Genomic DNA, 25,692 nt, shown 5'->3' on the forward strand with positions numbered 1-25,692 from the left:
GAGAGATAGGATGCGAGCGGCGTGCCGCGGCCGCGCGCCTCGAGCAGCTTGCGCACCATGATCGCTCGCTCACCGGAAAGCGACCGCCGATGATGATCCAACTCGCCTAACCAGCTCGCCCCGACCCGCGCCAGCCCCGGCGGCATCCAGCCGAGCTTTCGCATCAACGCGGGAAGCCGATAGCGGCGATAGCCGCCGAACACTTCGTCGCCGCCGGTTCCCGAGAGCAGCACGGTGACTTCCTGCGAAGCTGCGCGGGCGACCAGATGCGCGGGCACGATCGCGGCGTCCGCACATGGCTCGTCGAGCATCGCGATGATGCGCGGTAGCTCGGCGCGCACGTCGAGCGGAACCGAAAACTCGCGATGCCGGGTCCCGAAGAATTCCGCGACGCGTCGCGCCACGGCACGCTCATCGTGATAGCCCGCGCCTTCGAAGCCGATCGAAAAGGTGCGAGTCTCGCGGCGGATCGCCTCGGGAAGCAGACCCACCATGACGCTCGAATCCACGCCGCCCGAGAGCAGGATGCCGACCGGCCGATCGGACAGCAGCATCGACTCGGTCGAGGCGGCGATGCGGCGCCCGGCTTCGGTGGCGAGCGCATGGGGGTCACGAGCGCCGCCCGGGTCGTGAGCGCCGGCCGCGTTGAAGAACCGCGGCCACGGCCAGTAGCGCTCGTCTTTGCGCCCCTCGGGCGTCAGCAGGACTCGACATCCCGGCCGCACCTTTCGGACCGCGTGGAGCGCGGTGCGTTCGCCGGCTACGAAACCCAGTGCCAGGTAGCGCTCGACGGCCTCGCGGTCGAGCGTGCGCGGAAGCGCGGACTCGCACAGCAGCGCCTTGATCTCCGAGGCGAACAGCAGCCGATCGCCGAGGTGTGCCGCATAGAGCGGCTTCACCCCGAGCGGATCTCGCGCCAGCATCAGACTCTGGGCGCGCGTGTCGTAGATCGCGGTCGCGAACATGCCGCGCAATCTCTCGATCGCCGCCGGGCCGTGTTCAAGCCACAGGTAGGGCAACAGCTCGGTGTCGGTGCGCGTGCGCAACGGGTGGCGCGTCGCGAGGTCGGCTCTCAGCTCGGGGAAGTTGTAGAGCTCGCCATTCTGGATCGCCCACACGCGACGCTCGGCGTCGGCGATCGGTTGATGACCACCCAAGACGTCGAGGATCGAAAGCCGGCGAACCCCCAGCGTGACCCGCCCCACCGACTCGAGCCCCTCGTCGTCGGGTCCCCGATGCTCGAGTTTGCGCAGCATGCGCCCGACCAGCGCACGATCTTCATCGCGGGCGGACTCGGCTGCTCCGAGGTCGCCGAAGCGATAGATGCCTGCGATGCCGCACATCTAATGCTCCGAGCGCGTCGCGGACGCGATGGAGTTGATCGGCGGTCGAGGAGGGAGTGGGCGCATCGCGCGGCAGATTACGTCGAAGCACGAAGCCCGCACCAGTGAGCAGTGCGGGCTCGCGACTTGGAGACGGTGCGAATCGCGGTCCGGTTACTTCCCGGCGCGATAGGTCTTCGAGCGGGACTGGGTCGACGGTACGTTTTGCACCACGCTCTTCCACTCCGGGGCGCTCGGCAGGTCGTTCACGCTCAGCGCCCGCACGGCGAGCGCCCAGTCGGCTGCGTCGAGCTTCATCTTGTCGAAGTCCTCGGCGAACGCGCGCACGGTACCGCGCGCTGCGTCGCGATACTTCTCCTCGCCGGTCAGGTGCGTCAGCTCGGCCAGAAAGCGCACCACGAGCGCGTTGTCGAGCGATTCGCGACCCGAGCCACGGGTGCTGCCGTCTTTCTTCGGCGCGACGGTGGTGTTGAAGTGCCCGTCTTCGGCGTCGATGAAGCGCTGGAGCAGCAGGTCTCCGATCGCCTCGGCCCTGGTGCGATCGTCTTCGCGGCCGGCGACGCGCGCGGCGTAGATGTACGCACGTCCCATCACTGCCTGATCGGAGGCGCGCGCGCCCTTCTCGAGATCCTGCAGGAAGCTCTGACGCCAGAACGCGCCGAAGCCCATCCACGACTGTTCGAACACCGCGTCAAGGCTCTTGAGCGCGTAATCGCGGGCACGCGGATCGGCATTCAGGGTGGCGTAGTGAAGCCACGAGCGAATCGCGAGCCCGTTGGGTTCCGGATAGAGCTGCCGATCGCCGACCTGGCCCCAGACGAATCCGGCGCGACCTTCGGCGAGCACGCGCTGGAAGTACTCGGCTTCCTTGCGCATCAGGCGTTTCAGTCGCGGATCCCCGGTCGCTTCCCACGCCAGCATCACGGCTTCGAAGCGACGGGCGTTCGAATCGGTGCGCTTGGCATAGGCGGCGCTCTTCACGTCGGAATCTTCGGCGCCGTGGAAGAACCCACCCATGGTGGTGTCGAACAGCGTCACCATCCAATCGACGGACTGACGCGCGTGTGCGTTCCAGTAGCTGTCGCTTTCGCCGCGACCGTTCATCAACGCGATCTCGATCGAGCTCTCGGACGGCAGCCGGTTCTTGTCGACGTAACCGTGCTTCTCGTCGTAGGCCGCTTCGAGCCGTGCCCCAAGTCGGTCCATGAGCGAGCGGCTTTCAGCCGGGAGCTGCTGACGCCAGGCGGCGGCCGACGGCGTGACCGCGGCATCGGTCGGCGTCGCATTCGCGTCGGTGGCGCCCGCATGGGCCGTCAGCGGCGCAATCAACAGACACACGGCCGCGAGCGCGGCCAGCGAGGGGAAGCGGGACATGGCGAAGCCCTCCGGGTAGGTCACCCGGGGGTTATCGGCCCGCGCCGGAAGCGGCTGAAGGCCGCGCTACAGCTCCAGCCAGCCGAAAATCCCCATGAACGCGACCGCCACTCCCATCAGACTCTCGCCCGCGATCAGCCCCGAGGACACCGGCACCGTGAAGCGCTCGTGGACCCTGGGCGCCCACTTCGCGAGTGCCAGCGCGATGCAGGAACCGATGAAGAACGAAATCGAGTTGAAGCCGTTGAACGTAAACGCGAGCCCCAACCCGGTCGGCGAAGGAATGAACTTCTTGGCCTTCGGGAACCACACCTCGAGCAACGTGAGGATGATGCCCAGGCTCGCTCCGATCGCAAGACCCATACGAGCGGTGGGATGCAGAGCACCAACGCCCTTGGCCAGCAGCTCTGCGACTCCACGCCACACCAGTGCCGCCGGGGCGGGCCACTTCTCGGTGCCGAGCATGTTGATGTCGGGGATGATGATGAACAACACCGGAACGACGACCACGGCCCCCGCCAGCACGCCGAACATCTGCGCCAGGAATTGCTGCCGCGGATTCGCTCCCAGCAGATAGCCGCTCTTGAGGTCGGTCAGCAGGTCGCCGGCATGTGCGGTCGCGCCGGCGCTGATGTTGGCGGTCATCAGGTTGGTCGGAATGTTCCCGGGCGCGATCGCGCCGAAGGTGAGCTGCGTGATCTTGCTGAGCGGACCGACCGGCGTGACGTCGGTCTCGCCCGTCGCGCGGCCCGAAACGGTCGCGAGGAAGAACGTGATGAAGACTGCGATCACGCCCATCCACCACTGGATGTGAAAGAGCTGGTGACCGAGCACCACGATGATGAGCCCCAGCGTCACCCAGCCGGCGATGAACCAGGAGCCCGGCACCTCGATGCGATCCATCGGATCGCCGCCGTCGCCCTTGCGGCCGAGGAACGTGCTGATCGTGCCGAAGGCGCGCGCCACGGTGCGCCAGTTCATGAAGAACAACAGCAGGCCCGAGGTCACCATCATGGGCACCCCGATCCACAGGCTCCATGCGGAGATCTTGCGAAAGCTCGCGGTCTCGATGACGCCCGCGTTCAGCATGATCGGCGCGAGGATCACGTAGTTGATGAACGCGCCCAGCATCATGCTCCACGCCTGCCGGAAGCTGATCAGCGCGCCGCCGGCGATGAACAGCAATGAGCCCTCGAGCGACATGGTCACCTGATTCAGGAACAGCGGCGCATCTTTGAACGTGCCGATCCGAATCCAGCTGGTGCCCCATACCGACTCGACGTGCGGCCATGCGATCGGCAGGTTCGGCCACTTGACCCATGACTTGATCGGCGCCCAGCTGAGCTTCTCAGCCCACGGGAAGGCGATCGTCGCCGCACCCTTGGGAATCGCGTCGCGAAACAGCGTGATCAAGATGCCGATCAGTCCCGACCAGCCGAGCGCTTTCGCCTGACGGGCGGCCTCGCCGCTGGTGTCGTGCAGGCTCCGCAGCGTGGTCGCCGCAGCGAGCCCGGTCGGGAACGGCAGCTTCTCGATGTTGATCAGCTGACGCTTGGCCGGCACCGCGAGGAACACGCCGAGCAGGGCGATGCACGCGAGCCATGGGATCAGCCACAGGCACCGGGTCTGAAAGTCGACCGGGAGTGAAGCCGGGTTGAGCATGATGAGCGCCGGAATCGCGTTCGAAATGCCACCGCTGGGCATCGAGCCCGCCGCGGACGCGGCGGACTGCATCGCGTTGTTCTCGAGAATGCTGAAGCTCGGAAACCATCGCGGGAACACTTTGCGCAGGGTGGCGAAGATCGCGTACGCGAGGATGCAGCACGTGATCGAGACGCCGAGCGTCCAACCAGTCTTGAGCGACACATAGACGTTCGAACACGCCATGAGCATGCCGAGCAGCATTCCCATGACGACCGCGCGCACCGTGAGCTGCGGCATTCGATCGCCGGCGTAGACGTTTTCGAACCAGTGGCGCTCGATTTCCTCGGGAGTGAGACCTGATTCGTCGATCGGCTGAGGAGCGATGGCCACGGCGGCTCTCCATGAGTGCGCTGCGAGTGAGGGCGCGATGTTGCGCCCGAGTCGACCCGGCTCAGGAAACAGCGGGCGCAAGGTTCGCCGATCACCTGCCCACCGCACAAGCTGTTTCGCGATAGGCACTTGGCAGCCGGGTTCGGTGCACGGGCGGGCCAATCACCGACGCTGCAGCATCGAACCCTCTCCGGATTCGAGCTGGACTCGTGCAGGTGTCGGAGTCGGCGACGGTTTCGAGCTGCGCGAGCTGTTTGGATCGCTGCGTAGTTCCTACTCGGCTCGCTTAGTGACGCGCTGCCTTCGCACTGCACGCGCAGCGGGCCGTTCGCCGTGCGTGGCTCGATGCTTGCCGTAGTGCGGGTGCTCATCGACGTTCCGCTGCGTCCCATGGAAGAGGAAGGCCCGATCATGCTCCCCCGCATGAGCCGCCGAAGCGCAGACTCGCGAACTCGAATCGTCGTGAACCCGCAGCCCGCCGCTCACGCGAGCGCCCGATCCTCGCGCCTGCTCGAGCGCGTGGGGCTGTGGCGGTTCGTAGTGCGGACGTTCATGGCGAGCCATCGCGCCCGATCCGCATCCGCGCGACCGCGAGCGGGACGCGGGCGAATCGCATCCTTCGTGCTTGCGCTCGCGATTGCATCGTCGTCGGCCGAGGCTCGAGCAGAGACCGACTGGAGCGATCTGTTCGCCCGCGGCTCGGTCTACGAACTGGGACACGATGGACCGATCGAGTTTGCCGACTTGAACGGAGACGGGCTCAGCGAATTGATCGGACCATGTTCGGAACACGGACTGTCGATTCGAGATGGACTTCGGGGCGCCCGCTTCGGCGAAGCACACCACAGCGCCACCCCGCACCCTTTCGGGCCCTTCGTGCTCGTCGACACGAATGACGACGACGCGCTGGATCTGGTCGGCTGCGGTACGAACGGTTCGGGGCTCGTGATCGGGCTGGGCAATGGTCGTGGTGGCTTCACCCGATGGCATGTCGAGCTACCCGATATCGAAGCCGACTTGATCTCGGTCGGCGATCTCAACGAGGACGGGCGTCCGGAGTTTGCCATCGCGTCGCGTCAGGACTCGACAGTTCACATCGTTCGCTTGGCGAATGGCGGCGCGCTGTCGATCGTTCAGTCGATTGACTTGGGAGGCTCGATCACCTGCCTGAGGATCGAATCAAGCCGCGTTCCCGAGGGAATCTGCCTGTTCGTGGGGCTCGCTCTGGAGTCCGTAGGTGCGCGTGGATCGATTCTGCAGTACCGCCGGAACTCGTCGGGTGACCTCTTTCTCAGCGCTCGAGCATCGATGGAATGGGCTCCAACCATGCTCAGGTTCGTAGACTTGCTCGGCAACAGCCAGCTCCAGGTCGCGGTCGATGACGGCGAATACTCACGGCTGTTCGAGATTGAGACTTCCGGGGCGATCGGCGCGCAGATCTTGCGGCGCGATGTCGAACTGTGGCCAGGCATCCAGAATCTCGACTCGTTCGAAGGCTGCGAACTTCTCAGCACTTCCGGCAACCGCTGGTACCGACACTATCTCGCTGTCTCGGAGCCGACATCGAGCCTCGAGGCACTGCCGCGCTTCCACATCCAGCTCCCCGATCCTCTCCAGACAGTCCTCGCGGCAAGCGCCATCGATCTGGACCGCGATGGTCAGAAGGATCTCATCGTGCGAACGTCGGATTGGCGTGGGCATTTCGTACAGGTCATTCGATCGCTGGGACCCCGCAACTACGAGACGACGATCGTCCAGCCCGGGCCAGACAACGTTGGCGCAAACTTTCGGGCACGCCTGGATCACGACCGACGAGACGAGCTGGTGTTCTGGACGACTTCCCATCTTGCTGTTGCAACCCTCAGCAGTGACGGCTCGCTTGGTCCCGCGCGCTATCTGGCGCCTTCGTTGCCATCGACTCGCGCCGGAGAGGCTCCGCCTACCTTCTTCCGCGACCTTGATGGCGACGGCACTGATGACCTGATCTCAGGAAATGCTCACGTGCTCGAGCTCGCTCGCTGCGATGGAAATGGCCGGCTCGAGTCGCCTTGCTACCTCGAGTGGCCCGACCTGATCAGTGTCGGTGACTTCGATGGAGTCAACGGCTGCGACCTGCTGTTCGTGACAGCGCACGCGGCGCTCGCCGTCGCTCGCAATGTTGGCGATGGCAATTTCATGAACCCAGTCGTGGTAACGGACCCGATGCCGAACGCGCTGCGTGAGCAGCCCTTCGTGCTTCGATGCGCCGATCTCGATAACGACGGCCGGGAGGAGGTCGTGATCTTGAGTGGCCAGACCCCCTGCAGCGAAGGGACGGCAGCAACCGACTCGCTGCGCGTGCTGACCTGGGCAGATGGCCGACTGGTGACCCGCTCCCACTCGAGGGTCTTTGACTGCTCGAGTCCGTCAATGAGTTCGGGAGTGCGGAAGGCAACCGATCTTCACATCCTCGATCTCGACCATCGAGGAGATCTCGACCTTGTGTTTCTCACCCGCGCCGAGTACTCCCCGCTCGTCTACAGCCTGATCGCCAATGAGAGTGGCGGCTACTCGCTTGGAGGGGAATCGGGGGGGTCCGGCGAGTACTGCCAGCAACTCGTCTCGGGGGATTTCGACCGCGACGGCAACGCGGACCTGATCGTGCCGGCTCATTTGGAGGGAAGCTCGCCGTACAACACCGTGCTCACCGCCGATGCAAATGGCGCATTTCACCGCGTCTGGCATTGGGAACTCGGCGAAGTCGGCAACACGAACATGGTCGCCGGTGACTTCAACGGAGATGGAGGAACCGACATCGTGACGATGCACTACCACCCATGGTGGCACGCCTGGACGAATCAGACTTCGAGCGTCGGCGTGATGTGGGGCCGCGCTCCGGATCTCACCACCCCCACCCTCGCCTCGCTCGTCACCAGCGAGACACGTCCCGATGCGGTCGTGCTGAAGTGGTACGTCGCCGATGCGAACTCGGCTCAGATGTCGGTTCTGCGTCGCGACGCTGATGGCTCGACACACTCGCTCGGCTCGCCGAGTGCCGAGGGCGGCGGGCTCTACGGGTCCGAGGACCACAGCGTTCAGCCCGGGGGCCGCTACTCCTATCGGCTGCGCGTGGGAGAGCTGCTCGCCGCGTACGAATCAGCCGAGATCGAGATCACGGTCCCGCGGCCTGAGCTAAGGCTCGCGCGCGCCTTCCCGAATCCCGCCACCGGCTCGGTCAACCTACGCTTCTCGCCCGGCAGGCCCGGCCCGATCGCGCTCGACCTGCTCGATCTCGCGGGTCGCCGTGTGGCCTCGCAAAGCCTGGTCGCGGATGACTACTCGGAGCAGAGGGTGCGATTCGAACTCGAGACTTCGCTTCCCGCGGGGCTCTATTGGTTGCGACTCTCGCAGGGGGTCGCGACCGCCACCATGAAATTGGCGATCGTGAAGTAACCCCCACCCGGGGGCCGCAGCGCGTGCGCGTGGCCGGGAGTCATCCGGTCACGCGCGGCGCGCGTAACCAGCACACCTGACGAATCCGGGGCGGTCGTCCCCCAGAACGTTCGGCTCGAGCGATCTCGACACCTGTGCTCCCGCGTCGTTGGAGATCGCGCCGCCGTCGCTCTGCTGGCCGCCCTCGGTTCGTCGACCACCGCTCAACGCGGAAGTTGCTCGAGCATGGCGCGTGCGCTCGCGGCCGCGGAACTCGAGTGATCGCGCGCCAGGTAGGACTCGAGCGCCGTTCGCGCGAGCCTCGCGCGAATGCGGGTCGGCGCGAGCCTCCACGCCTGAAAGCGAGCCTCGGCACTCTGCAGTCGCGCAGGATTCGAGCTGGCTCCCACCGTCGGCAGGGCCGCGACGACTTCGCTCCACGCCGCCGCCGTCGAGTCGTAGCTCGCCGCGTCGCGCGACCGGGCAGCCCGGGCGGCGAGCGACTGCGCCGCAGCCGTCAACTGCGCCACGCGGTCGGAATCGCGCAGGGTCACGGCCTCGTCCGCCGAGCGGAATCCCATGCTCGGAGCGACGGCGCCGGCTGCTCCTTCGCGTCCAAGCGCGGTGCGGGACTGGCCAAGCACATCGACACTCTTGAGCGATACGGCCAGCGCTTCGCCGTTCTCGTCCGCACGAATGCGCGCGGCCTGATAGCCGATCGCCATCACCGAGAGCTCGCCGGATCCGGACGGCAGGCAAAAACCACCGTCCGCCGCAGTCGTCGTCGAAGCTCCACTCGAGACACGCGTGACGACCGCGCCGCGCAGCGGACGTCCGTCGGAATCCTCGACGTGTCCGCACACTTGTGCCGAGGTGGTCAACGCGGACTTCTGCCTGGCACTCTTCGCCACCGATTCGCGGGCGACTTCTGCCAGCGACTCGCTGCGCTGCTCGAGCGTGGCGTCGGCAGACGGCGCTACGACCGAGACCGGCGGGGGCGTCGCGAAGGGCGCCGGTGACGAGTTCGCTGGTGGCTCCTCGGCAGGCTTGGCACCCATCAAGACGCTTGGCTGCGTCTCGGCTCGCTCCTTCTCGGCCCTCTCGGACTTCGAGGCCACGGTTCGTCGGTCTTGATCCAGGCGCACCGAGGACGGCGGAACCGCGACCTCATTGCCGGACGGGGCATCGCCTCCGACCGGAGCGCTCGCCGAGACGTCGTCCTTGGACTCGGATCGCGCGGATTGCGGCGCGATCTGCGCGGAACGCTCCCGCAGCACGGCATTGTCGAGCGACGACATGCGATCTTCGCGCGACGTGATCAGCACCAGGGCCGCCCCGACCACCACCACGGCCGCGCCACTCACCCACGCAACGCGGCGCGGCGATCGCAGCCAGTCCAGCCATCGTCCCTCTTCGTGATGCGACTGCGCTCCGCGCAGCCCGGCCGCGCGGAGCCGATCCTCGACGCGAGCCGGAAAGCTCTCGAAGTAGGCGTCGCCCGGCTCGTGCGTGAGCACCTCCCGCAGCATGGCGTCGGAGGCCGCGAGCTCGGCCATCGCCGAGCGGCATGCCTCACACGACTCCAGATGGCGGTCCGCGGCGTCGCGCGTACGCGCATCGAGCCGATCGTCGTAGCGCGCCTGCAACTGATCAGGGGTCAGATGGTTCAAGTACTACCGGTCCTTTCGACGAGTCGGCTCTTCAACTCGGCTCGTGCGCGCGACAGCCGCGACATCACGGTTCCGACCGGGATGTTGAGCGACTGAGCGATTTCCTCATACGACAGGTCCTGCACCACCCGCAGCGTCAACACGGCCTGATGCTCGGGCTTCAGAGTTTCGAACGCGGCGTTCACGCGCTGCTTCTGTTCGGCGTGCGCCAGATGTTCCGCGGGATCGTCTTCGACCCCCCATTGCATTCCAGCTTCGATCAGCGGTTCGATCGGCGTCTCGGGTCGCCGCTTGCGCGATCGAAATAACGAGAACGCCAGATTGGTGGCGATTCGCAGCAGCCACGGCTGCATCGGCTCCCCGACGCGAAAGCGATCGAGCGCGCGGTAAGCCCTCACGAAAGTCTCCTGAGACAGGTCGTCCGCATCGGCGGTGCTCCGCGTGAGGGCGTACGCGCACCGGTACACGGTGCGCTGGTAACGCCGAACGAGTTCCGCGAAGGCGGCCTGGTCCCCGCGCTGGGCGGAGCGGATCAGGTCGGCCTCGTGGCCTGCCTCACCGCTCGAACTACGCTCCGGGGTGGCGTTCATTCCCGGCAAAGTGCCCGAGCCGGCGATGCGGCGCAAGGCGTTGCGCCCCTTGGGGCCGCCGGCTAGCCCAGATCCAGCGCGAGCGCGAAGGTCGCCTCGTAGCCGGCCCGTGACCGGGTCGGGGCGATGAGGAGCTGCGACCCGCCCTGCCGAAACAGCCCGTCGCGCGAGTTCCGCAACTCGCGTACACCGCGCGCGGCGTAGGGCGCGAGCTTGTGGACGCGGTCGGTCACTGCGTCGTCGAAGTAGACCTGACTCGTGAACTCGTGTCCGCGCGCTGCGTCGGGTTCGGTGCGCACCTTGAAATGGATGTGCACCGCGCGCCCGCGGTACCAGCCAGGATAGATGGTCGTGAAGCGCGCACGACCCTCGGCATTCGTGAGTTGATGACCACGGAGGAACTTCTGCCCCGCAGTGTCGAACTCGGAGTCCGCCACGTCCGAGTATGCGCCGCGTGCGTCGCAGTGCCACACGTCGACCCGCGCGCCCGGCACCGCCCGGCACGTCGCGCCGGACAGCCGCGTGACGTCGAACGCGAGATCGAGTCGCGCTCCAGCGCTCAACGCCCCGGTCGAAGGATCGGTGCGGATGTCCGAGCGCGAGAGGCGTTCGTCGATGAAGAAGGGGCCCTCGGTCTGTTCGGGGCGAACGATGCAGCGCGGCAGCCCCTCGGCTTGCGAGCGAGCGAGCGGATCGAACGGCATCCCGGCGGCCAGCGAGCCCGCGGTCACTCCGAGCAGCGTGAGCACTTCGCGGCGGGTGAACAGCCTTCCTACCGGAACATCGTCATCGTGCATGGCTCCCCCCCAGGCGTTCATCGTCCAGGCTTCGAAGCGTCGCGTGTTTCATGCGGTCCCAACTCTACTCCTCTGACCACCTGCACCTCTCGTCTGTTACGACCCTGTCGGCGATCCTTACAAGTCCATGGAGATTCCTGCTCATGCATTCGAACGCTCGCTCGGTGGCGGGTACGTAGCCGCCTCGTGTTGCGCGGGTTTGGTGTTACGAGGCGGGCGGGCACACCAGTTGCTCAACCAGGTGGGATTCGTTTGCTCGCAGGGCCGACCAATCAGGGGGAGATCGTGCTTTCGACCGGGAGGACGCCGGAGCAGCCGTCGTTCGAAATGGACTTCAAGGTTGTTACATGGCGCTGGCGGGTTCCGGGATCGTGGGTCGTGATCGCCTCGCTCGGGCTCGCGCTGGCCTCGCCGGCGATCACCCGCGCGGCCTCGTTCGAGCCCACCGTCATCTACCCGATTCTCGGCGATGTCGCTACTGGCTCGCCCGTGGTCGGCGACCTCGACGAGGACGGCCGCCTCGACGTCGTCGGACAGGATCGCACGCTGCCCGGCGTCGCGCTGTGGATGAGCTCCGCAGCTGGACCGCTCGTCGAGGGTCCGCACCTCGCGATCTCGGGATGCGTGAGCTTCAAGCTCGCGCGCGTCGACAGCGATGCACACTTGGACCTCGTGGTCATGCGATCGGCTCCCTCGCCGAGAGTCGAAGTGTTTCGCGGGCTCGGTAACGGCAACTTCATGCCGGGAGTCGAATCGCTGCTCACCACCCTCCCGGCGGGATGGTGTGTCGGCGAGGTCACCGGCGACGCGAGCCTCGACCTGGTCGCAGTCGGCACGGCCTCGTTCGATATTTTGAGCGGCAACGGAAGCGGAGGCTTCACACCCCTGAGCACCACGCAGATTCCCGCCGGCTACGGCCCGTCGGTCGTCGCGGATCTGAATGGCGACGCGCAGTCGGAGATCGTACTGAGCCGCGCCCGCTATGACGACGGGGCTGCGACCGTGTTGGTCGTTCGCGACGACGTGATCTCGGGATGGGTCGTCGATCAGTCGCTGCCGGGGCCCGCCTGTCTCTCGATCTCGTTCACGGTGCGCGACCTCGACATGGACAACCGCCCCGACATTCTCGTCGCCAGCGAATGCGGCGGCGCGGAGCTCTACTGGAATCAGGGCGACGGAACATTTGGCGCGACAACGCTGGCGCTCGAGGCGAACCCCGACTCGCTGCTGGCGGCGAAGGCAGCGCAAGCCGCGGGCGCTCCGCTGTTCTGGAACGGTTCCGAGGCGGCAGGAGACGCGGAGCTGCTGCTGAATGCCGCGGACGAGCCGTGGGTTCCCGCGGATCTCGATGGAGATGGCCGCCCCGAGCTGGTACGTACCGCGCGCAGCGTGGGCGGTCGCCTGGGCACGGCGCGCATCCGCGCGGATCGATCCGTGGCCGAGTTCTTCGACGGAGCACTGGGCGGCAACGTGGAGAACCGATACGGCGCCGTGCGACTCGCAGCCGGCGATGCAGACGGAGACGGTCGCGAGGAGGTCTTCGCGCTCCTGCCGGAGCCGCCCGGCGGCGGCATCTTCAAGGGACTCGCGGTCGTGACTCGCAGGCGCGGGGCTCACGTCAGCCTGCCCGAGCTCTACGCGATTCCCGCGACCGACTCGCTGATCGGAATCGGCGACGTGAGCCCGACGCCGGGGCCGGAACTAGTGTTCCGTGGCCCGGGAGGCGTGCGCGTCACGCGCGAACGTCCGGACGGCGATCTGGATCCGTTCGAAATCCTTCGCCCCGATGTTCGCGGTGCGTTGCCGCCGTTTTCGGGCGGGGGTCACCGGCTGATTGCGCTGAGCAACGGAACGATCACGACACTTGAGAAACTGATTGGCAGTGGCATGACGACGATGCTCGGATCGATCGCCGCTCCGGCCGTGATCGCCTCAGGAGATCTGAATGGCGATGGACTCACCGATGTGATCGCGCACACGCTGAGCGGCGGTGTCACTCCGTTCCTCGGCCAGTCGGGCGGTGGCTTCACGACGGCCGCCACGCTCGAGGTGCCTGGAGACGGTTGGGGAACCGCGTTTTCGCTCGGCGACCTCGATCGCGACGGACACGACGAGCTGATCGTGGGTGTCGATGGCCCCGGTGTGGATGGGATCGATTCTCTCGTGGTCTACGGTCTCGCCGGAAGCTCGGTGTTCCAGCGCAACCGTGCGATCACCTTTGGACCGTTCTCCGACAATCACGGTCCACTCCACCCTTCCTTCGTCGCAGTCGCGGAGTTCAGCGGCGACTCACGCCCCGACTTGTTGCTGAATCTCGGCGGTCCCGGTCACAGCAATCTTCGACTGCTGGTGCAGCTCGCCGACGGCTCATTCGACTTCCGCGCCTCGCCCGGACGGATCGACTCGGAAGGCTATCCCACGCCAGCCTATGGCGATCTCGATGGAGATGGCGACCTGGACGTCGCGTCGACCGGGCTGTTCGATGGCTACAGCTCGGCGCTGCGCATTGGTTTCAACGACGGCTCGGGCGGCGAGGCCGGCAACTTCTTCACGTTTCTGCCGACCTACTACACGCGTGAGGCCTACGTCGGAGATCTCGACTCCGACGGCGCCGGCGACGTCGCGGCGTGGGTCGCACTGACCGCCAGCAGCAGCCCCAGTGTCGTCATCGCTCACGGCAAGCCACAGAACTTCCCGACCGCCGTCCGGTTCCACTGGCTCGAAGCGACTGCAGGCTCGCGCGGCGTTCATCTGCGCTGGGGCTACCAGGCGGACCCGGGAACCCTCATGACGCTCGAGCGCTGGTCGGATTCGAGCTGGAACATTGCCGATACGCAGGTGGCCTCGGGCTCAGGAAGTGCCGAGTTCACGGATTCCCATGCTGCTTCGGGAGCAAGCCATCGATATCGCGTGCTGTACGTGGTGAATGGCAAGTCGCTCACGAGCCCCGAAGTCGTCGTGACGCTCAGGCGGCAGGCGATCACGCTGCGCGTCCTCGATAGCGCCCGGTCGAGCAGTTCGCTTCGACTCGCGCTCGACTCTCTGCAGCCTGGTCCTGCGCGACTCGATTTGTTCGATGTCGGCGGTCGGCGGATCGCCGAGCTTCGAATGCACGCCACAGCTCCGAGCCAGACCGTCGATTGGTCGCTCCCGGGATCGATGGCGTCAGGGCTCTACTGGATCTCGCTCGATCAGTCGGGCGAACGTGTCAGCACCAGGGTCGCAATCGCGAAGTAAACCTCGCGCGGCACCCGGAGCGAAGTGACGATCGCTTCGGGTGTGCGCCGCGGGGCGATCAGCCCGCCAGACTCCCGACCGCCGCATCGCGCTCGGCGCGTGCGGCCTCGAGTGCGGCGCGTGGATCTGCGGCGCCGGTCACGGCGCGGCCCAGCACCAGCAAGCTCGAGCCGAGCCGCACCGCTTCGGTGATGGTGGCGACGCGCGCCTGATCCTGAGCAGCACCGCCGGCCGGGCGAATGCCGGGGGTCACGGCGAAGAACGGCTCTCGATAGCACGCGCGCACCGCTTCCAGATCGGGTGCCGCGCATACGATGCCGTGGGCACCTGCGGTCAGCGACAGGCGCAGCAACCGCTCGATCACCAGGTCCTTGAAGAACGGCTTCTCGAAGCCGGGCGGCAGGCTGTCGGTGTCGAGACTGGTGAGCAGCGTTACGGCCACGACCTTGGTGCTCCCTCCCGCGGACTCGATTCCCTCGACCGCCGCCGACACCATCGCCGCGCCGCCGGGAGCATGCACCGTCAGCAGATCGGCGCCGTGGCGTGCGGCCGAAGCGGCGGCGCCGCGCACGGTGTTCGGAATGTCGTGCAGCTTGAGGTCGAGAAACACGCGTCGTCCGCGTTCTTTGATGGCGCGGATTGCAGCAGGTCCCTCGGCCACGAACAGCTCGAGACCCACTTTCGCGTATTCGGGGCCGGGCCCCAGCCGCTCATCGAGCGCGAGTGCGGCCGCTATCGACGGTACGTCGAACGCGATGGCGATCTCGGTCATCGGGCAACTTCCGCGCGTGCAGGCCGACCGTTTGCGCTCGGACGCAGAGCGTCCATCAAGCAGCCCCGCCACTCATCGATCGACTTGATCCCACGCAGCGTGAGCTGACTCCGCAGGTCTTCGAGCACTTCCTGCGCGGCGCGGGGTCGCACGAAGCTCGCCGTACCCACCTGAACGGCAGTGGCGCCGACCGCGATGAACTCGAGCGCGTCTCGCGCATTCATGATGCCGCCCGAGCCGATCACCGGAATGCGCACCGCTCGTGCGGCCTCATGACAGCGCGCCAGTGCGAGTGGCTTGATCGCGGGCCCCGACACTCCGCCGGTCGCGCGATTGAGCTTCGATCGCCGCTGGTCGAGATCGACCGCCATGCCGACGAAGGTGTTTACCGCGGTGACCGCGTCGGCACCGCCTTGCTCGCACGCGATCGCGAGGTCTCCCACCGATGTGACGTCCGGGGACAGCTTCGCAATCAGCACATGACGCGTCAGTCCGCGCAGCCGCTTCATGGTGCGCTCGAGTCGTCGCGGTACCGCCCAGTACCGCGCGCCACCGCGCGATACGTTTGGACACGAGAAGTTGATCTCGAAACCGGCCAGATCGCGTTCGTCACCCAGCGCCTCCAACAGGCGCACCAGTTCGTTCGTGGTCTCGCCGCCAACCGACACGATCACGTGAGCGCCGAGCTTCCGCAGCTTGGGGAGCTTCTCGGCGCGGTAGCGCGCGAGTCCGACGTTCTCGAGTCCGATCGAGTTCAGCATTCCCGCCGGCGTCTCGGCGATGCGCGTGGGCGCGTTGCCGGCCCGCGGTTCGACGGTCACGGTCTTGGTGATCACCGCACCGAGTGCGCTCAGTTCCACCACGTGCGCGTACTCGTCGCCGTAGCCGAAGGTGCCCGACGCGGTCAGGATCGGATTGCTCAGCACCAGCGAGCCAATGCGTGTGGTCAACCGCGGAGTCCGGGTGGCGCTCATTCCACGCGATCCCAATCGAGGTCCGCAGCCGCAAACACCGGCCCTTCGGTGCAGCACATCGCGTACTCCTGGTTGCCGTACAGCGAGGGACTGGTGCCACGCTCGCGATCGAATCGCCGCCGCGACTCCTCGCTGCGCGGCATCGGACAGCCGCGACACACTCCGGTGCCGCACGCCATCACGGACTCCATCGCGAGGTGCGCGCGGCGGCCGTGCGTCAGCGCCCATCGCGCCACGGCTTCGAGCATGCGGTGCGGCCCGCACGAGTGAATGACGAGCGGGCCCGGGTGCGTTCGCCGAAGCCTCTCGAGCAGCAGCAGCACGTTGCCCCGCGTTCCCCTGCTGCCGTCGTCGGTGGCGAGGTGCAGCTCGCTCCCACTCTTCGAGAGTCTCCGCTTCGCATCGTCGAGCCCGACCAGCAACTCACGCGTTCGTGCCCCGAACAGAAATACGCACGGGCGACTCTGCGCGGCCAGTGCATCGGCTGCGAACAGCAGAGGCGCCACGCCACGGCCGCCTGCGATCAACACCGGCGTTCCGGACTCCTCGAGCGGATAACCGCGCCCCAGCGGTCCGAGCAATTCGATCGCATCGCCGGGACCGAGTGCCGCGAGCGACTGCGTGCCGGTGCCGACCGGCGCGTAGAGAAAACTCAGCGTGAGGCGCCCACGCGTCAGTTTCGCATCCGCGATGCTCATGGGTCGCGGCAGCAACACCGGCGACGGCGCCACCAGCAGCAGCTGAACGAACTGCCCCGCAACGGGCACGGTCATGCCGCTCGAGACTTCGAGGTCGAGCCACCGATGGCCGGCGCCGTAGTCCTCGTGACGAGTGACCCGCGCGATCGCCTGACTCCAGGTCGGACGGTACTCGGCGAGGCTCGCGCGAGTTTGAAGGGCCGACGGGCGCGGTGCGGTCACGGCGCGGGTCATGGTTTGTTCGCGGGAGCCGGTGGACCCGTGAGGCTCGAGTCGGGGGCGCTCGGTGCAACGGGTACGGGCGGCGAACTGACGGCGAGCGAATCACGCGACGAGCGATCCAGAGAGTCTGGACGGAATCGCGCCGGCAGCCCGCGTGAAGGATCGAGCATCAGCATGCCCGGCGGCACGAGCCGCCCGAGCGAATCGAATCGCGCCGCGGGCGTGTCCGGGCTTCCGTACAGCGAGCGGCCGTAGCCCGAACGCAGCAGCGAGTCCGCCATCATCTGGCGGCGGTCCATTGCGGTCGGCGTGGGCGCCGGGGGCGGGAGCAGGTCCTTGACCGTGTCGGCGTGCGAAGGCACCGGAGGCAGTTTGATCAGCGAATCGGGCACCTGGATCCCGGACTCCTCGAGATAGTCACGCGCAGCGAGTTGCGCTTCGGTTTCGGGGTGATGGCGCACCACCTCCCACCACAGAGAGTCGGCGCGTTTGGGTTGATCGAGCTTGTTGCGAAGCACCCACGCTTCGGCCGTCATCGCCTTCGCTTCCCACGGCGTTCCCTTGAGGTCGGAAGCGAGCTTGGAGTATTCCTCGAGTGCTCGATCCGGCTTGTCGAGCTGGAACAAGTAGAGCTCGGCGCGCATCAGCGCCGCCTCTGCGATACGAACCGACGAGTCGCTGCCGGTCGAGTTCCGGTACTGCGCGAGTCTCGCCAGCTGAGCGTCGCGCTGGGACGCCTGGCCGACGAACGACGACGACGGCGACTGCAGGCGCACCTTTCCATACTCTTCGCGAGCGCGTTCGAAGTCGTCCGCGACCGTCTCGAACACGTAGCCCACGCGAAACTGCGCCTCGGCCGCGAGCGGCTGGCGCCAGTAGCGCGCGATCACGTCGTTGAAAGACTCGAGGGCTCCGTCGCGATTGCCGCTCTGGGCCAACACCGTGCCGATTCGCAGTTTGAGGCGACCCCATCGCTCCGCCTGCCGATTGCTGGTACCGCCGAAGCCGGCCGTCGCCGCGGCGGTGTCGACCAGCGCCGGCTCGCGCTCGTAGCCGATCGCGCCGCGCAGCAGTCCGAGTGCTCCATTCCAGTCGCGCGCCGCTTCGTAGCAGTCGACTTCGCGCAACAGGAAGGTGAAGCGATCGTCGTCGTTGTCCGCCCGGCGGCCCAGCTCGGCAAAGTCCGCGCGTGCCTTGTCGGTCTGCCGGCCGGTCAGCAAACCCTCAGCGCGTGCCTGCAATGCCCGCTCGCGAAGCAGGTGCTTGGGCCAGCCTTCGACGACACGACTCGCGGCCTCGGCCGCGTCGAGCGGGCGATCGAGCGACAGCAGCACACGCGACCGCTCGAGATGCGCGTAAGGCGTCAGGTCGTGCTTGGGTGCCGAGGCGAGGAAGTCGTCAAAGGCGCCGAGCGAGGTTGCGTACTTGCGCGAGTGACGCAGTGCGAGGGCGCGATAGAACGCCGCTTCGCGTCTCAGCGAGCTCTCGGGGTAGCGCAACGGAAACTCCTCGAGCAGCTCGATCGCCTGACCCGGGTCGTCCTTGCCGATCAGCGACTTCGCCCACATCAGATAGGCATCGTCGACCCACTTGGACTTGGCGTAGACGCCCATCACCTTCTTCGAGTAGTCGATCGCCTTGTTGTACTGCGGCACGACATTCGCGGTGGTGCCGCTCTGCGTGAGCGCGCTCGAGCCACCCTTGTCGACCGCGTACGGCAGCCCGTTCGTGGCGTTGTTGTAGTTGCGGCGCGCCAGGAAGAAGGTGTTGTAGTAGGCACACGAAGACAGGATCACGAGCGCGAGCGCTGCCGCCGCAAGTGCCGTCGCATTCGATGCGGTGAGTCTCGAGTCGCGGGTCGGCCGCACTAGATTCGCTCCTGCAGTGCGGTCACTTCGAGCGGTCCGCGCCGCATCGCTTCGATGCCGGAGGTCGCGGCAAGGGCGCCCGCGACCGTCGTGATCACCGGCACTCCGTACGCGATCGCACTGGCGCGAATCGCCTTCTCGTCGTACTCGGACGTACGTCCGAGCGGGGTGTTGATCACGAGCTGGATCTCTGCGGATTCGATCATGTCCACCACGTTGGGCCGCCCCTCGTGCACCTTGAAAACCTGGCGGCAGGGTACTCCGTTGCGTGCCAGGAAGCGCGCGGTGCCCCGCGTCGCCACCAGGTCATACCCCAGTTCGACCAGTTTCTTCGCCATGAACGTGATGGCACGCTTGTCGTCGTCCCGCAGGCTCAGGAACACGGTTCCACTGTCGGGAAGCGGATCCCCCGAGCCCAGGTGAGCCTTGGCGAGTGCGCGGCCGAAGTCCATGTCGCGCCCCATCACCTCGCCGGTCGACTTCATCTCGGGGCCCAGCAGCGAGTCCTCGCCCGGGAAGCGGGCGAACGGAAGCACCGGTTTCTTGACGCTCACCATGGTGGCTTCGGGCGCTTCGGCGGGTGCGATGTCCGCCAGTCGCTCGCCCGCCATGACACGCGCCGCGATTCGCGCAAGCGGAAGGCCGATCGCTTTGCTCACGAACGGTACGGTGCGCGAGGCGCGCGGATTGGCCTCGAGCACGAACACCTCGTCGTTGCGCACCGCGAACTGCACGTTCAGAAGCCCCTTGACGCCGAGCGCGTGAGCGAGCTTGGCCGTCACGCGGCGCACCTCGGCGACCGTTTCTTCGCCGAGCGTGAATGGCGGGATCACGCACGTGGAGTCACCGGAATGGATCCCGGCTTCCTCGATGTGCTCCATCACCGCACCGATCAGCACCGTTTCGCCATCCGCAACCGCGTCCACGTCGACTTCGAGGGCGCCGCCCAGGAACTGATCCACCAGCACCGGCTCCGCGGCCGACACGAGCGCTTCGTGCTCGAGCCAGTCGCGCAGCTCTTCCTCGCGATACACCACGCGCATGCCGCGCCCACCGAGTACGTACGAAGGCCGCACCAGCACCGGATAACCGAGCGTACGCGCCGCGTGCAGCGCCTCGGCCGGCGATGCGGCGGTGAGACTCGGTGGCTGCAGCAGGCCCAGCTCCTGAATGAGCAATCGGAATCGCTCACGATTCTCGGCCAGGTCGAGCCCGTCGAACGGCGTGCCCCACAACGGCACGCCCGCCTCGTGGAGCGATCGCGCCAGCTTGAGCGGCGTCTGCCCGCCGAGCTGAACGATTACGCCGATCGGCTTCTCAGCCTCGACCACGTTCAGCACGTCTTCCGTAGTGAGCGGCTCGAAGTAGAGACGACTCGAGATGTCGTAGTCGGTGCTCACCGTCTCGGGATTCGAGTTGACGATCAGCACATCGTAGCCGCGCTCCTTCAGCTCGAGCGCCGCCTGCACGCAGCAGTAGTCGAACTCGAGCCCCTGTCCGATTCGATTGGGCCCGCTGCCCAAAATGATCACGCGCGGCCGCGTGCTCGTGGGCGTCTCGGTCTCATCTTCGTAGGTCGAGTAGAAGTAGGGCGTCTCGGCTGCGAATTCGGCGCCGCAGGTGTCGACGGCCTTCATCACCGGCAGGATCCCTTCCTCGTGACGGCGTCTCCGTACTTCGACCTCGGTGGTATCGAGTCGGTCCGCGAGCGTCAAATCCGAGATGCCGAGCCGCTTGGCTTCGTAGACGAGCCCCTCGCTCCATGCCGCTTCGGAGTCGCGGGTCGCGACCGTCGTCAGCTCGTGATCGAGATCGGTGATGCGCTTCATCTGATGCAGGAACCACGGGTCCACGCCGGTCGCCGCCGCCACCGACTCCGGGCTCTCACCGCTTGCGAGCACGCGGAACAGGTCACGCAGTCGATCGGCGTACGGCTCGCGGATCGCCTCGATCAGTCCCGGCAGCTCGATCGCGGCCGCCGGCCCCGGCAGGAGGCCGCTCCCGCTCTCGAGTCCACGCCAGCCCTTGAGCAGCGCCTCGGGGAAGTTGCGTCCGATCGCCATCACCTCGCCCACCGACTTCATGCGCGTGCCGAGGCGCGGATCGGCGCCGCGGAACTTTTCGAACGCCCAGCGCGGGATCTTGACCACGCAGTAATCGAGCGTCGGCTCGAAACACGCCGGCGTCTTCCGGGTGATGTCGTTCGGGATCTCGTCGAGCGTGAGCCCGGCCGCGAGCAGCGCCGCGATCTTTGCGATCGGGAACCCGGTGGCCTTGCTCGCGAGCGCCGAGGAGCGGGAGACGCGCGGATTCATTTCGATGATGCGCATCTCGCCCGTATCCGGGTGCACGGCGAACTGGATGTTCGATCCGCCCGCTTCGACCTTGATCGCCCGCATCACGCGAAGTGCTGCGTCGCGCATCTCCTGATAGCAGACATCCGAGAGCGTCTGCGCGGGCGCCACCGTGATGCTGTCACCGGTATGAACGCCGAGCGGATCGAAGTTCTCAATCGAGCACACGATCACCACGTTGTCCGCCCGATCGCGCATCACTTCCAGCTCGAATTCCTTCCAGCCGACCAGACACTCTTCGATCAGAATCGAGCCGGAGCCGCTCTGCGCGATTGCCAGTCGCGCCACTTCGCGCAGCTGCCGGCGATCGTGTACGAGCCCCGAACCCTGCCCGCCGAGCGTGAACGAAGCGCGAATCACGAGCGGATACCCGAGCTGCTCGGCCAGCTCCACGGCACCGTGCACGGTGTCCACGTAGCCGGACTTGGGAAGCTGGAGCCCCTCGGCTTCCATGGCGTGCTTGAAGCGATTGCGATCTTCCGCCGTCTCGATCGCATCGAGCGACGCGCCGATCAACTGCACGTTGTGCTTGGCGAGCACGCCTGAATGCGCGAGCGCGATCGCCAGGTTGAGTGCCGTCTGGCCGCCGAGAGTCGGCAGCAGCGCGTCCGGCCTTTCGCGCTCGATGATGCGCTCGGCGATCTCGGGGCGCAGCGGCTCGATGTAGGTGCGATCGGCGAACTCGGGGTCGGTCATGATCGTGGCCGGGTTCGAGTTGAGCAGCACCACTTCGATGCCGAGTGAGCGCAGCGCGCGACAACCCTGGGTCCCCGAGTAGTCGAACTCGCACGCCTGCCCGATCACGATCGGACCAGCGCCGAGGATCAGAACCTTCTTGAGACCGGGGCGGACGGGCATCAGCGGGCCTTTCCGGTCGCAAGCTCGGCCGGTTTCATCGTCGACTTCTCGCCCCGCCGCTTCGCGACCGCGTCTGCGAACGCTTTGAACCACGGGCGCGAGTCATGCGGGCCGGGGGCGGACTCAGGGTGGTACTGACACGCGAACACCGGGAGCTTGCGATGCACCATGCCCTCGAGTGAGCGGTCGTTGCCGCTCACGTGCGTGATCTCGAACTCGCCCTCCGGCATCGAGTCGACGTCCACATAGAAGCCGTGGTTCTGCGAGGTCACCTCGACGGCATGGGTGCGCAGGTCGATCACCGGGTGATTGATGCCTCGATGTCCGAACTTGAGCTTGCCGCTTTTTCCCCCGAACGCGAGGCCGATCAACTGGTGGCCCAGGCAGATGCCGAGCGTGGGCACCGCCTTCGCCACTTCGCGCGTGGCGTCGATCGCGAAGTCGAGCGGCTCCGGGTCGCCCGGGCCATTCGACAGCACGACGCCATCGGGCTTCATCGCGAGCACCTCGCGCGCGGGCGTGCGCGCCGGCACCACACGCACGCGGAAGCCCTCGATGCGCAGCCGCCGCAGAATGTTGTACTTGACGCCAAAGTCGTAGACCAGGGCGAGAGGCTTCGCGGCATCGGCCGCGTCGTCGGTCTCGGCAGGCCCGAAAGCGCCCCACCAGTAGGGCTCGCTGGTCGTGACGAGATCGGCGAGTGCCAGGCCCATCATGCTCGGGCTCCTGCGCGCCTTCTCGACCAGCACGTCGGCGTCGGACTCGGTCGCCGAGAGACAGCCACGCATGACGCCGGCGGAGCGCAGGTGACGCGTGAGTGCTCGGGTATCGATGCCGCAGATCCCGGGCACGTTGCGCTGCTCGAGCAAGTCTTGAAGCCGCCCAGTCGAGCGCCAGTTGCTTGGCACCTCGCATACCTCGCGACAGATCATGCCCTGCGCGCGGAGGCGATCGCTCTCGAAGTCCTCGGAGTTGACGCCGTAATTGCCCATGAGCGGATAAGTGAAGGTGACGATCTGGCCGCAGTAGGAAGGATCGCTCAACACTTCCTGGTAGCCGCTCATTGCGGTGTTGAACACCACTTCGCCGGTCGTCTCGGTGGGCGCACCGAACGACTCGCCGCGGAATACGCGGCCATCTTCCAGCGCGAGGATCGCCGGCGGGCGACGCTTCACATCGCCCCCACGGCCGCGCCCGTTTCGGCGCCGCGACGAATCACGACTGCGGGAAGCGCGTGCGTGATCCGACCGCCGCACATCGTGAGTGCTGCGCGACCGCGAACCTGCATCCCACCAAACGGCGTGTTGCGGCCCTTCGAGTAGAAGGCTGCAGGCTCGACCGTCCAGCGCTCCTCCGGCTCGAGCAGCACCAGGTCGGCGGGCGAGCCCACTTCGAGCGAAACCTGCGGAAGCCCGAACACGCGCCGCGGCGCATCGGTCCACAGCTCGATCGCGCGAGCGAGCGACAGGTGACCGGGCTCGACGAGCCCGGTCACGGTGAGCGCGATCGCGGTCTCGAGCCCCACGATCCCGAAGGGTGCCGCATCAAAGGTCTGGCGCTTCTCTTCGAAGGTGTGGGGGGCGTGATCGGTGGTGAGGCAATCGATCGTTCCATCCACGATCGCTTCGATGGTCGCAAGGCGGTCGTGCTCGGCGCGCAGTGGCGGATTCATCTTGGCGTGTGTGTCGTAATCGCCGACGGCTTCCTCGGTGAGCATCCAGTAGTGCGGGCAGGTTTCGCCGGTCACGTTCAGGCCGCGCCGCCTCGCATGGCGCAAGGCTTCGAACGAGCTCGCGCACGAGAGGTGTGCCAGGTGCACGCGACCGCGCGTAAGCGCCGCGAGATCGACGTCGCGCCACGCCATCACGCTCTCGGCCTGGCTCGGAATGCCGCGGATCCCGAGCCGCGTTGCGACCGCGCCTTCGTTCATGTGGCCATCGCCCTTGAGCGTGAGGTCTTCCTCGTGACACACGATCGGCAGCCCGAGCGGACGCGAGTATTCGAGTGCCCGGCGCATGATCGCCGCACTCATTACCGGGCGCCCGTCGTCCGAGAACGCGACCGCACCCGCGGCGGCCAGTGCATGCATCTCGGCGAGCTGCTCGCCCTTCTGGCCGAGTGTCACCACGGCGATCGGATGCACGCGGCAGTGGCCAGACTCGGCCGCGCGCTCGAGTACCCAGCGCACCCACGCTACGTTGTCGACCACCGGGTTCGTGTTGGGCATGCACGCGACCGCGGTGAATCCGCCCGCCGCAGCCGCGCGCGTGCCGGTCGCGATCGACTCCTTTGAGGTCTGTCCGGGCTCTCGCAGGTGTACGTGCAGATCGACGAGCCCCGGGGCGAGTACCCGGCCCGCGGCCTCGATCAGCGTGTCGGACTTGATCTCGGCGGATTGCGACGGGCGCACCTCGACGATCGCGCCGTCTCGCATCGCGACATCGATCGTCGCGCCGCTCTTCCAATGGCGTGCGCCCTGCAGGATCGTCACGCCGCTCACGCGGCCGCCTTCGCGAGCGAGCCCGCGCACCATTCGAGCACCGCGCAGCGCACCGCCACACCGTTCTCGACCTGGTCGAAGATCACCGAGCGTTCGCCGTCGGCCACATCGGGCGCAATCTCGACGCCGCGATTCATGGGCCCCGGGTGCATGACGACTGCGTGCGGCTTCATGCGCGAGACGCGCTCGGCGTTGAGCCCCCACTCGCGCGCGTACTCGCCCATGCTCGGCAGCAGCCCGCACTCCATGCGCTCGCGCTGGATGCGCAGCGCCATCGCGGCGTCTGCGCCCTCGAGCGCCTCGTCGGCCGAATGCGCGACACGCACGCCGAGCGATTCGACTTCGGCCGGCAGCAGCGTCGCCGGGCCCGCGACCGTGATCGTCGCACCCAGCTTGCGCAGTCCGTGGATTGCGGAGCGCGCGACGCGTGAGTGCGCGATGTCACCGACGATCGCCATGCGGCGACCCTCGAATCGACCGTCCCAAGCGTCGCGCAGCGTCAGCAGGTCGAGCAGGCCCTGCGTCGGGTGCTCGTGCGTGCCGTCGCCGCCATTCACCACGATCGCGTCCAAGTGCCTCGCCAGGTGCGCGGCCGAACCCGATGACGGATGCCGCACCACCAGCACGTCCACGTTCATCGCGGCGATCACGCGCGCGGTATCGAGCAATGTCTCGCCCTTGGATACCGAAGAGCCGCTCGCGGAGAACGAAACGCGCGTAGCCCCGACCCGCTGCTCCGCCAGCTCGAACGAAATGCGCGTGCGCGTCGAGTCCTCGAAGAACGCGTTGCACACGGTCACGCCTCGAGGCCTCTCGCACGGCAGTTCACGCGTGCGGGCCCGCTCGCGCCATTTGGCCGCATCCTCGAGGAGTGCGAGCAGCGTCTCGCGCTGCAGGTGTTCGAGGCCGAGCAGATGGCGCGGATGAGACGAAGCCCCTGCGCCGCTGGGCGCCGGGGCGTGTGGGTGCAATCGGGCATGGTTCATCGGC

16 protein-coding genes are annotated in these 25,692 nt (G+C 66.9%); 2 read left to right on the forward strand and 14 right to left on the reverse strand.

What is annotated here, in order from left to right; genetic code table 11:
• The 3 genes from asnB to HOP12_05085 form a co-directional block, all read right to left on the reverse strand.
• Window positions 1-1,343, reverse strand: a 1,343-nt coding sequence (gene asnB / locus HOP12_05075; GenBank protein NOT33528.1) for an asparagine synthase (glutamine-hydrolyzing), incomplete at its 3' end; no start/stop codon positions are given.
• A 153-nt stretch (window positions 1,344-1,496) separates the two neighbouring features.
• Entirely contained in the window at window positions 1,497-2,717 is a 1,221-nt protein-coding gene (locus tag HOP12_05080) for a hypothetical protein (GenBank protein ID NOT33529.1), read from the reverse strand.
• A gap of 66 nt (window positions 2,718-2,783) precedes the next feature.
• The gene (locus HOP12_05085; GenBank protein NOT33530.1) at window positions 2,784-4,751 is read right to left on the reverse strand and encodes an OPT/YSL family transporter; all 1,968 of its coding nucleotides are present in this window, start codon (window positions 4,749-4,751) and stop codon (window positions 2,784-2,786) included.
• A gap of 462 nt (window positions 4,752-5,213) precedes the next feature.
• Between HOP12_05085 and HOP12_05090 the strand changes: the two genes are divergently transcribed.
• The gene (locus tag HOP12_05090; protein ID NOT33531.1) at window positions 5,214-8,183 is read left to right on the forward strand and encodes a T9SS type A sorting domain-containing protein; all 2,970 of its coding nucleotides are present in this window, start codon (window positions 5,214-5,216) and stop codon (window positions 8,181-8,183) included.
• A 203-nt stretch (window positions 8,184-8,386) separates the two neighbouring features.
• Here the strand turns inward: HOP12_05090 and HOP12_05095 are convergent, their stop codons facing one another.
• From HOP12_05095 to HOP12_05105, 3 genes are read right to left on the reverse strand one after another with little or no spacing between them, the layout of a single operon-like run.
• Window positions 8,387-9,832, reverse strand: a complete 1,446-nt coding sequence (locus tag HOP12_05095) for a hypothetical protein (GenBank protein NOT33532.1) — start codon at window positions 9,830-9,832, stop codon at window positions 8,387-8,389.
• Complete coding sequence (locus HOP12_05100; GenBank protein ID NOT33533.1) at window positions 9,829-10,458, reverse strand: sigma-70 family RNA polymerase sigma factor; 630 nt, start codon at window positions 10,456-10,458, stop codon at window positions 9,829-9,831. The genes HOP12_05095 and HOP12_05100 overlap by 4 nt, the downstream gene beginning before the upstream one ends.
• A gap of 26 nt (window positions 10,459-10,484) precedes the next feature.
• On the reverse strand, window positions 10,485-11,219 hold the full coding sequence (locus HOP12_05105; GenBank protein NOT33534.1) for an intradiol ring-cleavage dioxygenase: 735 nt from the start codon (window positions 11,217-11,219) through the stop codon (window positions 10,485-10,487).
• A gap of 285 nt (window positions 11,220-11,504) precedes the next feature.
• Here HOP12_05105 and HOP12_05110 point away from each other — a divergent pair, with 285 nt between their 5' ends.
• Window positions 11,505-14,456 carry a VCBS repeat-containing protein gene (locus HOP12_05110; GenBank protein NOT33535.1) on the forward strand — a complete coding sequence of 984 codons (2,952 nt, stop codon included), beginning with the start codon at window positions 11,505-11,507 and terminating at the stop codon, window positions 14,454-14,456.
• 58 nt (window positions 14,457-14,514) lie between these two features.
• Here the strand turns inward: HOP12_05110 and pyrF are convergent, their stop codons facing one another.
• The 8 genes from pyrF to HOP12_05150 are packed head-to-tail and all read right to left on the reverse strand — an operon-like array spanning window position 14,515 to window position 25,688.
• Entirely contained in the window at window positions 14,515-15,228 is a 714-nt protein-coding gene (gene pyrF, locus HOP12_05115; protein ID NOT33536.1) for an orotidine-5'-phosphate decarboxylase, read from the reverse strand.
• The gene (locus HOP12_05120) at window positions 15,225-16,202 is read right to left on the reverse strand and encodes a dihydroorotate dehydrogenase (protein ID NOT33537.1); all 978 of its coding nucleotides are present in this window, start codon (window positions 16,200-16,202) and stop codon (window positions 15,225-15,227) included. The genes pyrF and HOP12_05120 overlap by 4 nt, the downstream gene beginning before the upstream one ends.
• Window positions 16,199-17,134, reverse strand: a complete 936-nt coding sequence (locus HOP12_05125) for a hypothetical protein (protein NOT33538.1) — start codon at window positions 17,132-17,134, stop codon at window positions 16,199-16,201. Before HOP12_05125 ends, HOP12_05120 begins: the two co-directional genes overlap by 4 nt.
• Window positions 17,131-18,990, reverse strand: coding sequence for a tetratricopeptide repeat protein (locus tag HOP12_05130; protein ID NOT33539.1), 1,860 nt, complete (start codon window positions 18,988-18,990; stop codon window positions 17,131-17,133). The genes HOP12_05125 and HOP12_05130 overlap by 4 nt, the downstream gene beginning before the upstream one ends.
• Window positions 18,990-22,202, reverse strand: coding sequence for a carbamoyl-phosphate synthase large subunit (carB, locus tag HOP12_05135; protein ID NOT33540.1), 3,213 nt, complete (start codon window positions 22,200-22,202; stop codon window positions 18,990-18,992). The genes HOP12_05130 and carB overlap by 1 nt, the downstream gene beginning before the upstream one ends.
• Window positions 22,202-23,377, reverse strand: a complete 1,176-nt coding sequence (gene carA, locus HOP12_05140) for a glutamine-hydrolyzing carbamoyl-phosphate synthase small subunit (protein NOT33541.1) — start codon at window positions 23,375-23,377, stop codon at window positions 22,202-22,204. The genes carB and carA overlap by 1 nt, the downstream gene beginning before the upstream one ends.
• Window positions 23,374-24,735: a dihydroorotase gene (locus HOP12_05145; GenBank protein ID NOT33542.1), complete on the reverse strand. Its 1,362-nt coding sequence runs from the start codon at window positions 24,733-24,735 to the stop codon at window positions 23,374-23,376. The genes carA and HOP12_05145 overlap by 4 nt, the downstream gene beginning before the upstream one ends.
• On the reverse strand, window positions 24,699-25,688 hold the full coding sequence (locus tag HOP12_05150) for an aspartate carbamoyltransferase catalytic subunit (protein ID NOT33543.1): 990 nt from the start codon (window positions 25,686-25,688) through the stop codon (window positions 24,699-24,701). Before HOP12_05150 ends, HOP12_05145 begins: the two co-directional genes overlap by 37 nt.
• Window positions 25,689-25,692 lie beyond the last annotated feature (4 nt).

This window comes from Candidatus Eisenbacteria bacterium (assembly GCA_013140805.1).
GTDB lineage: Bacteria > Eisenbacteria > RBG-16-71-46 > RBG-16-71-46 > RBG-16-71-46 > JABFRW01.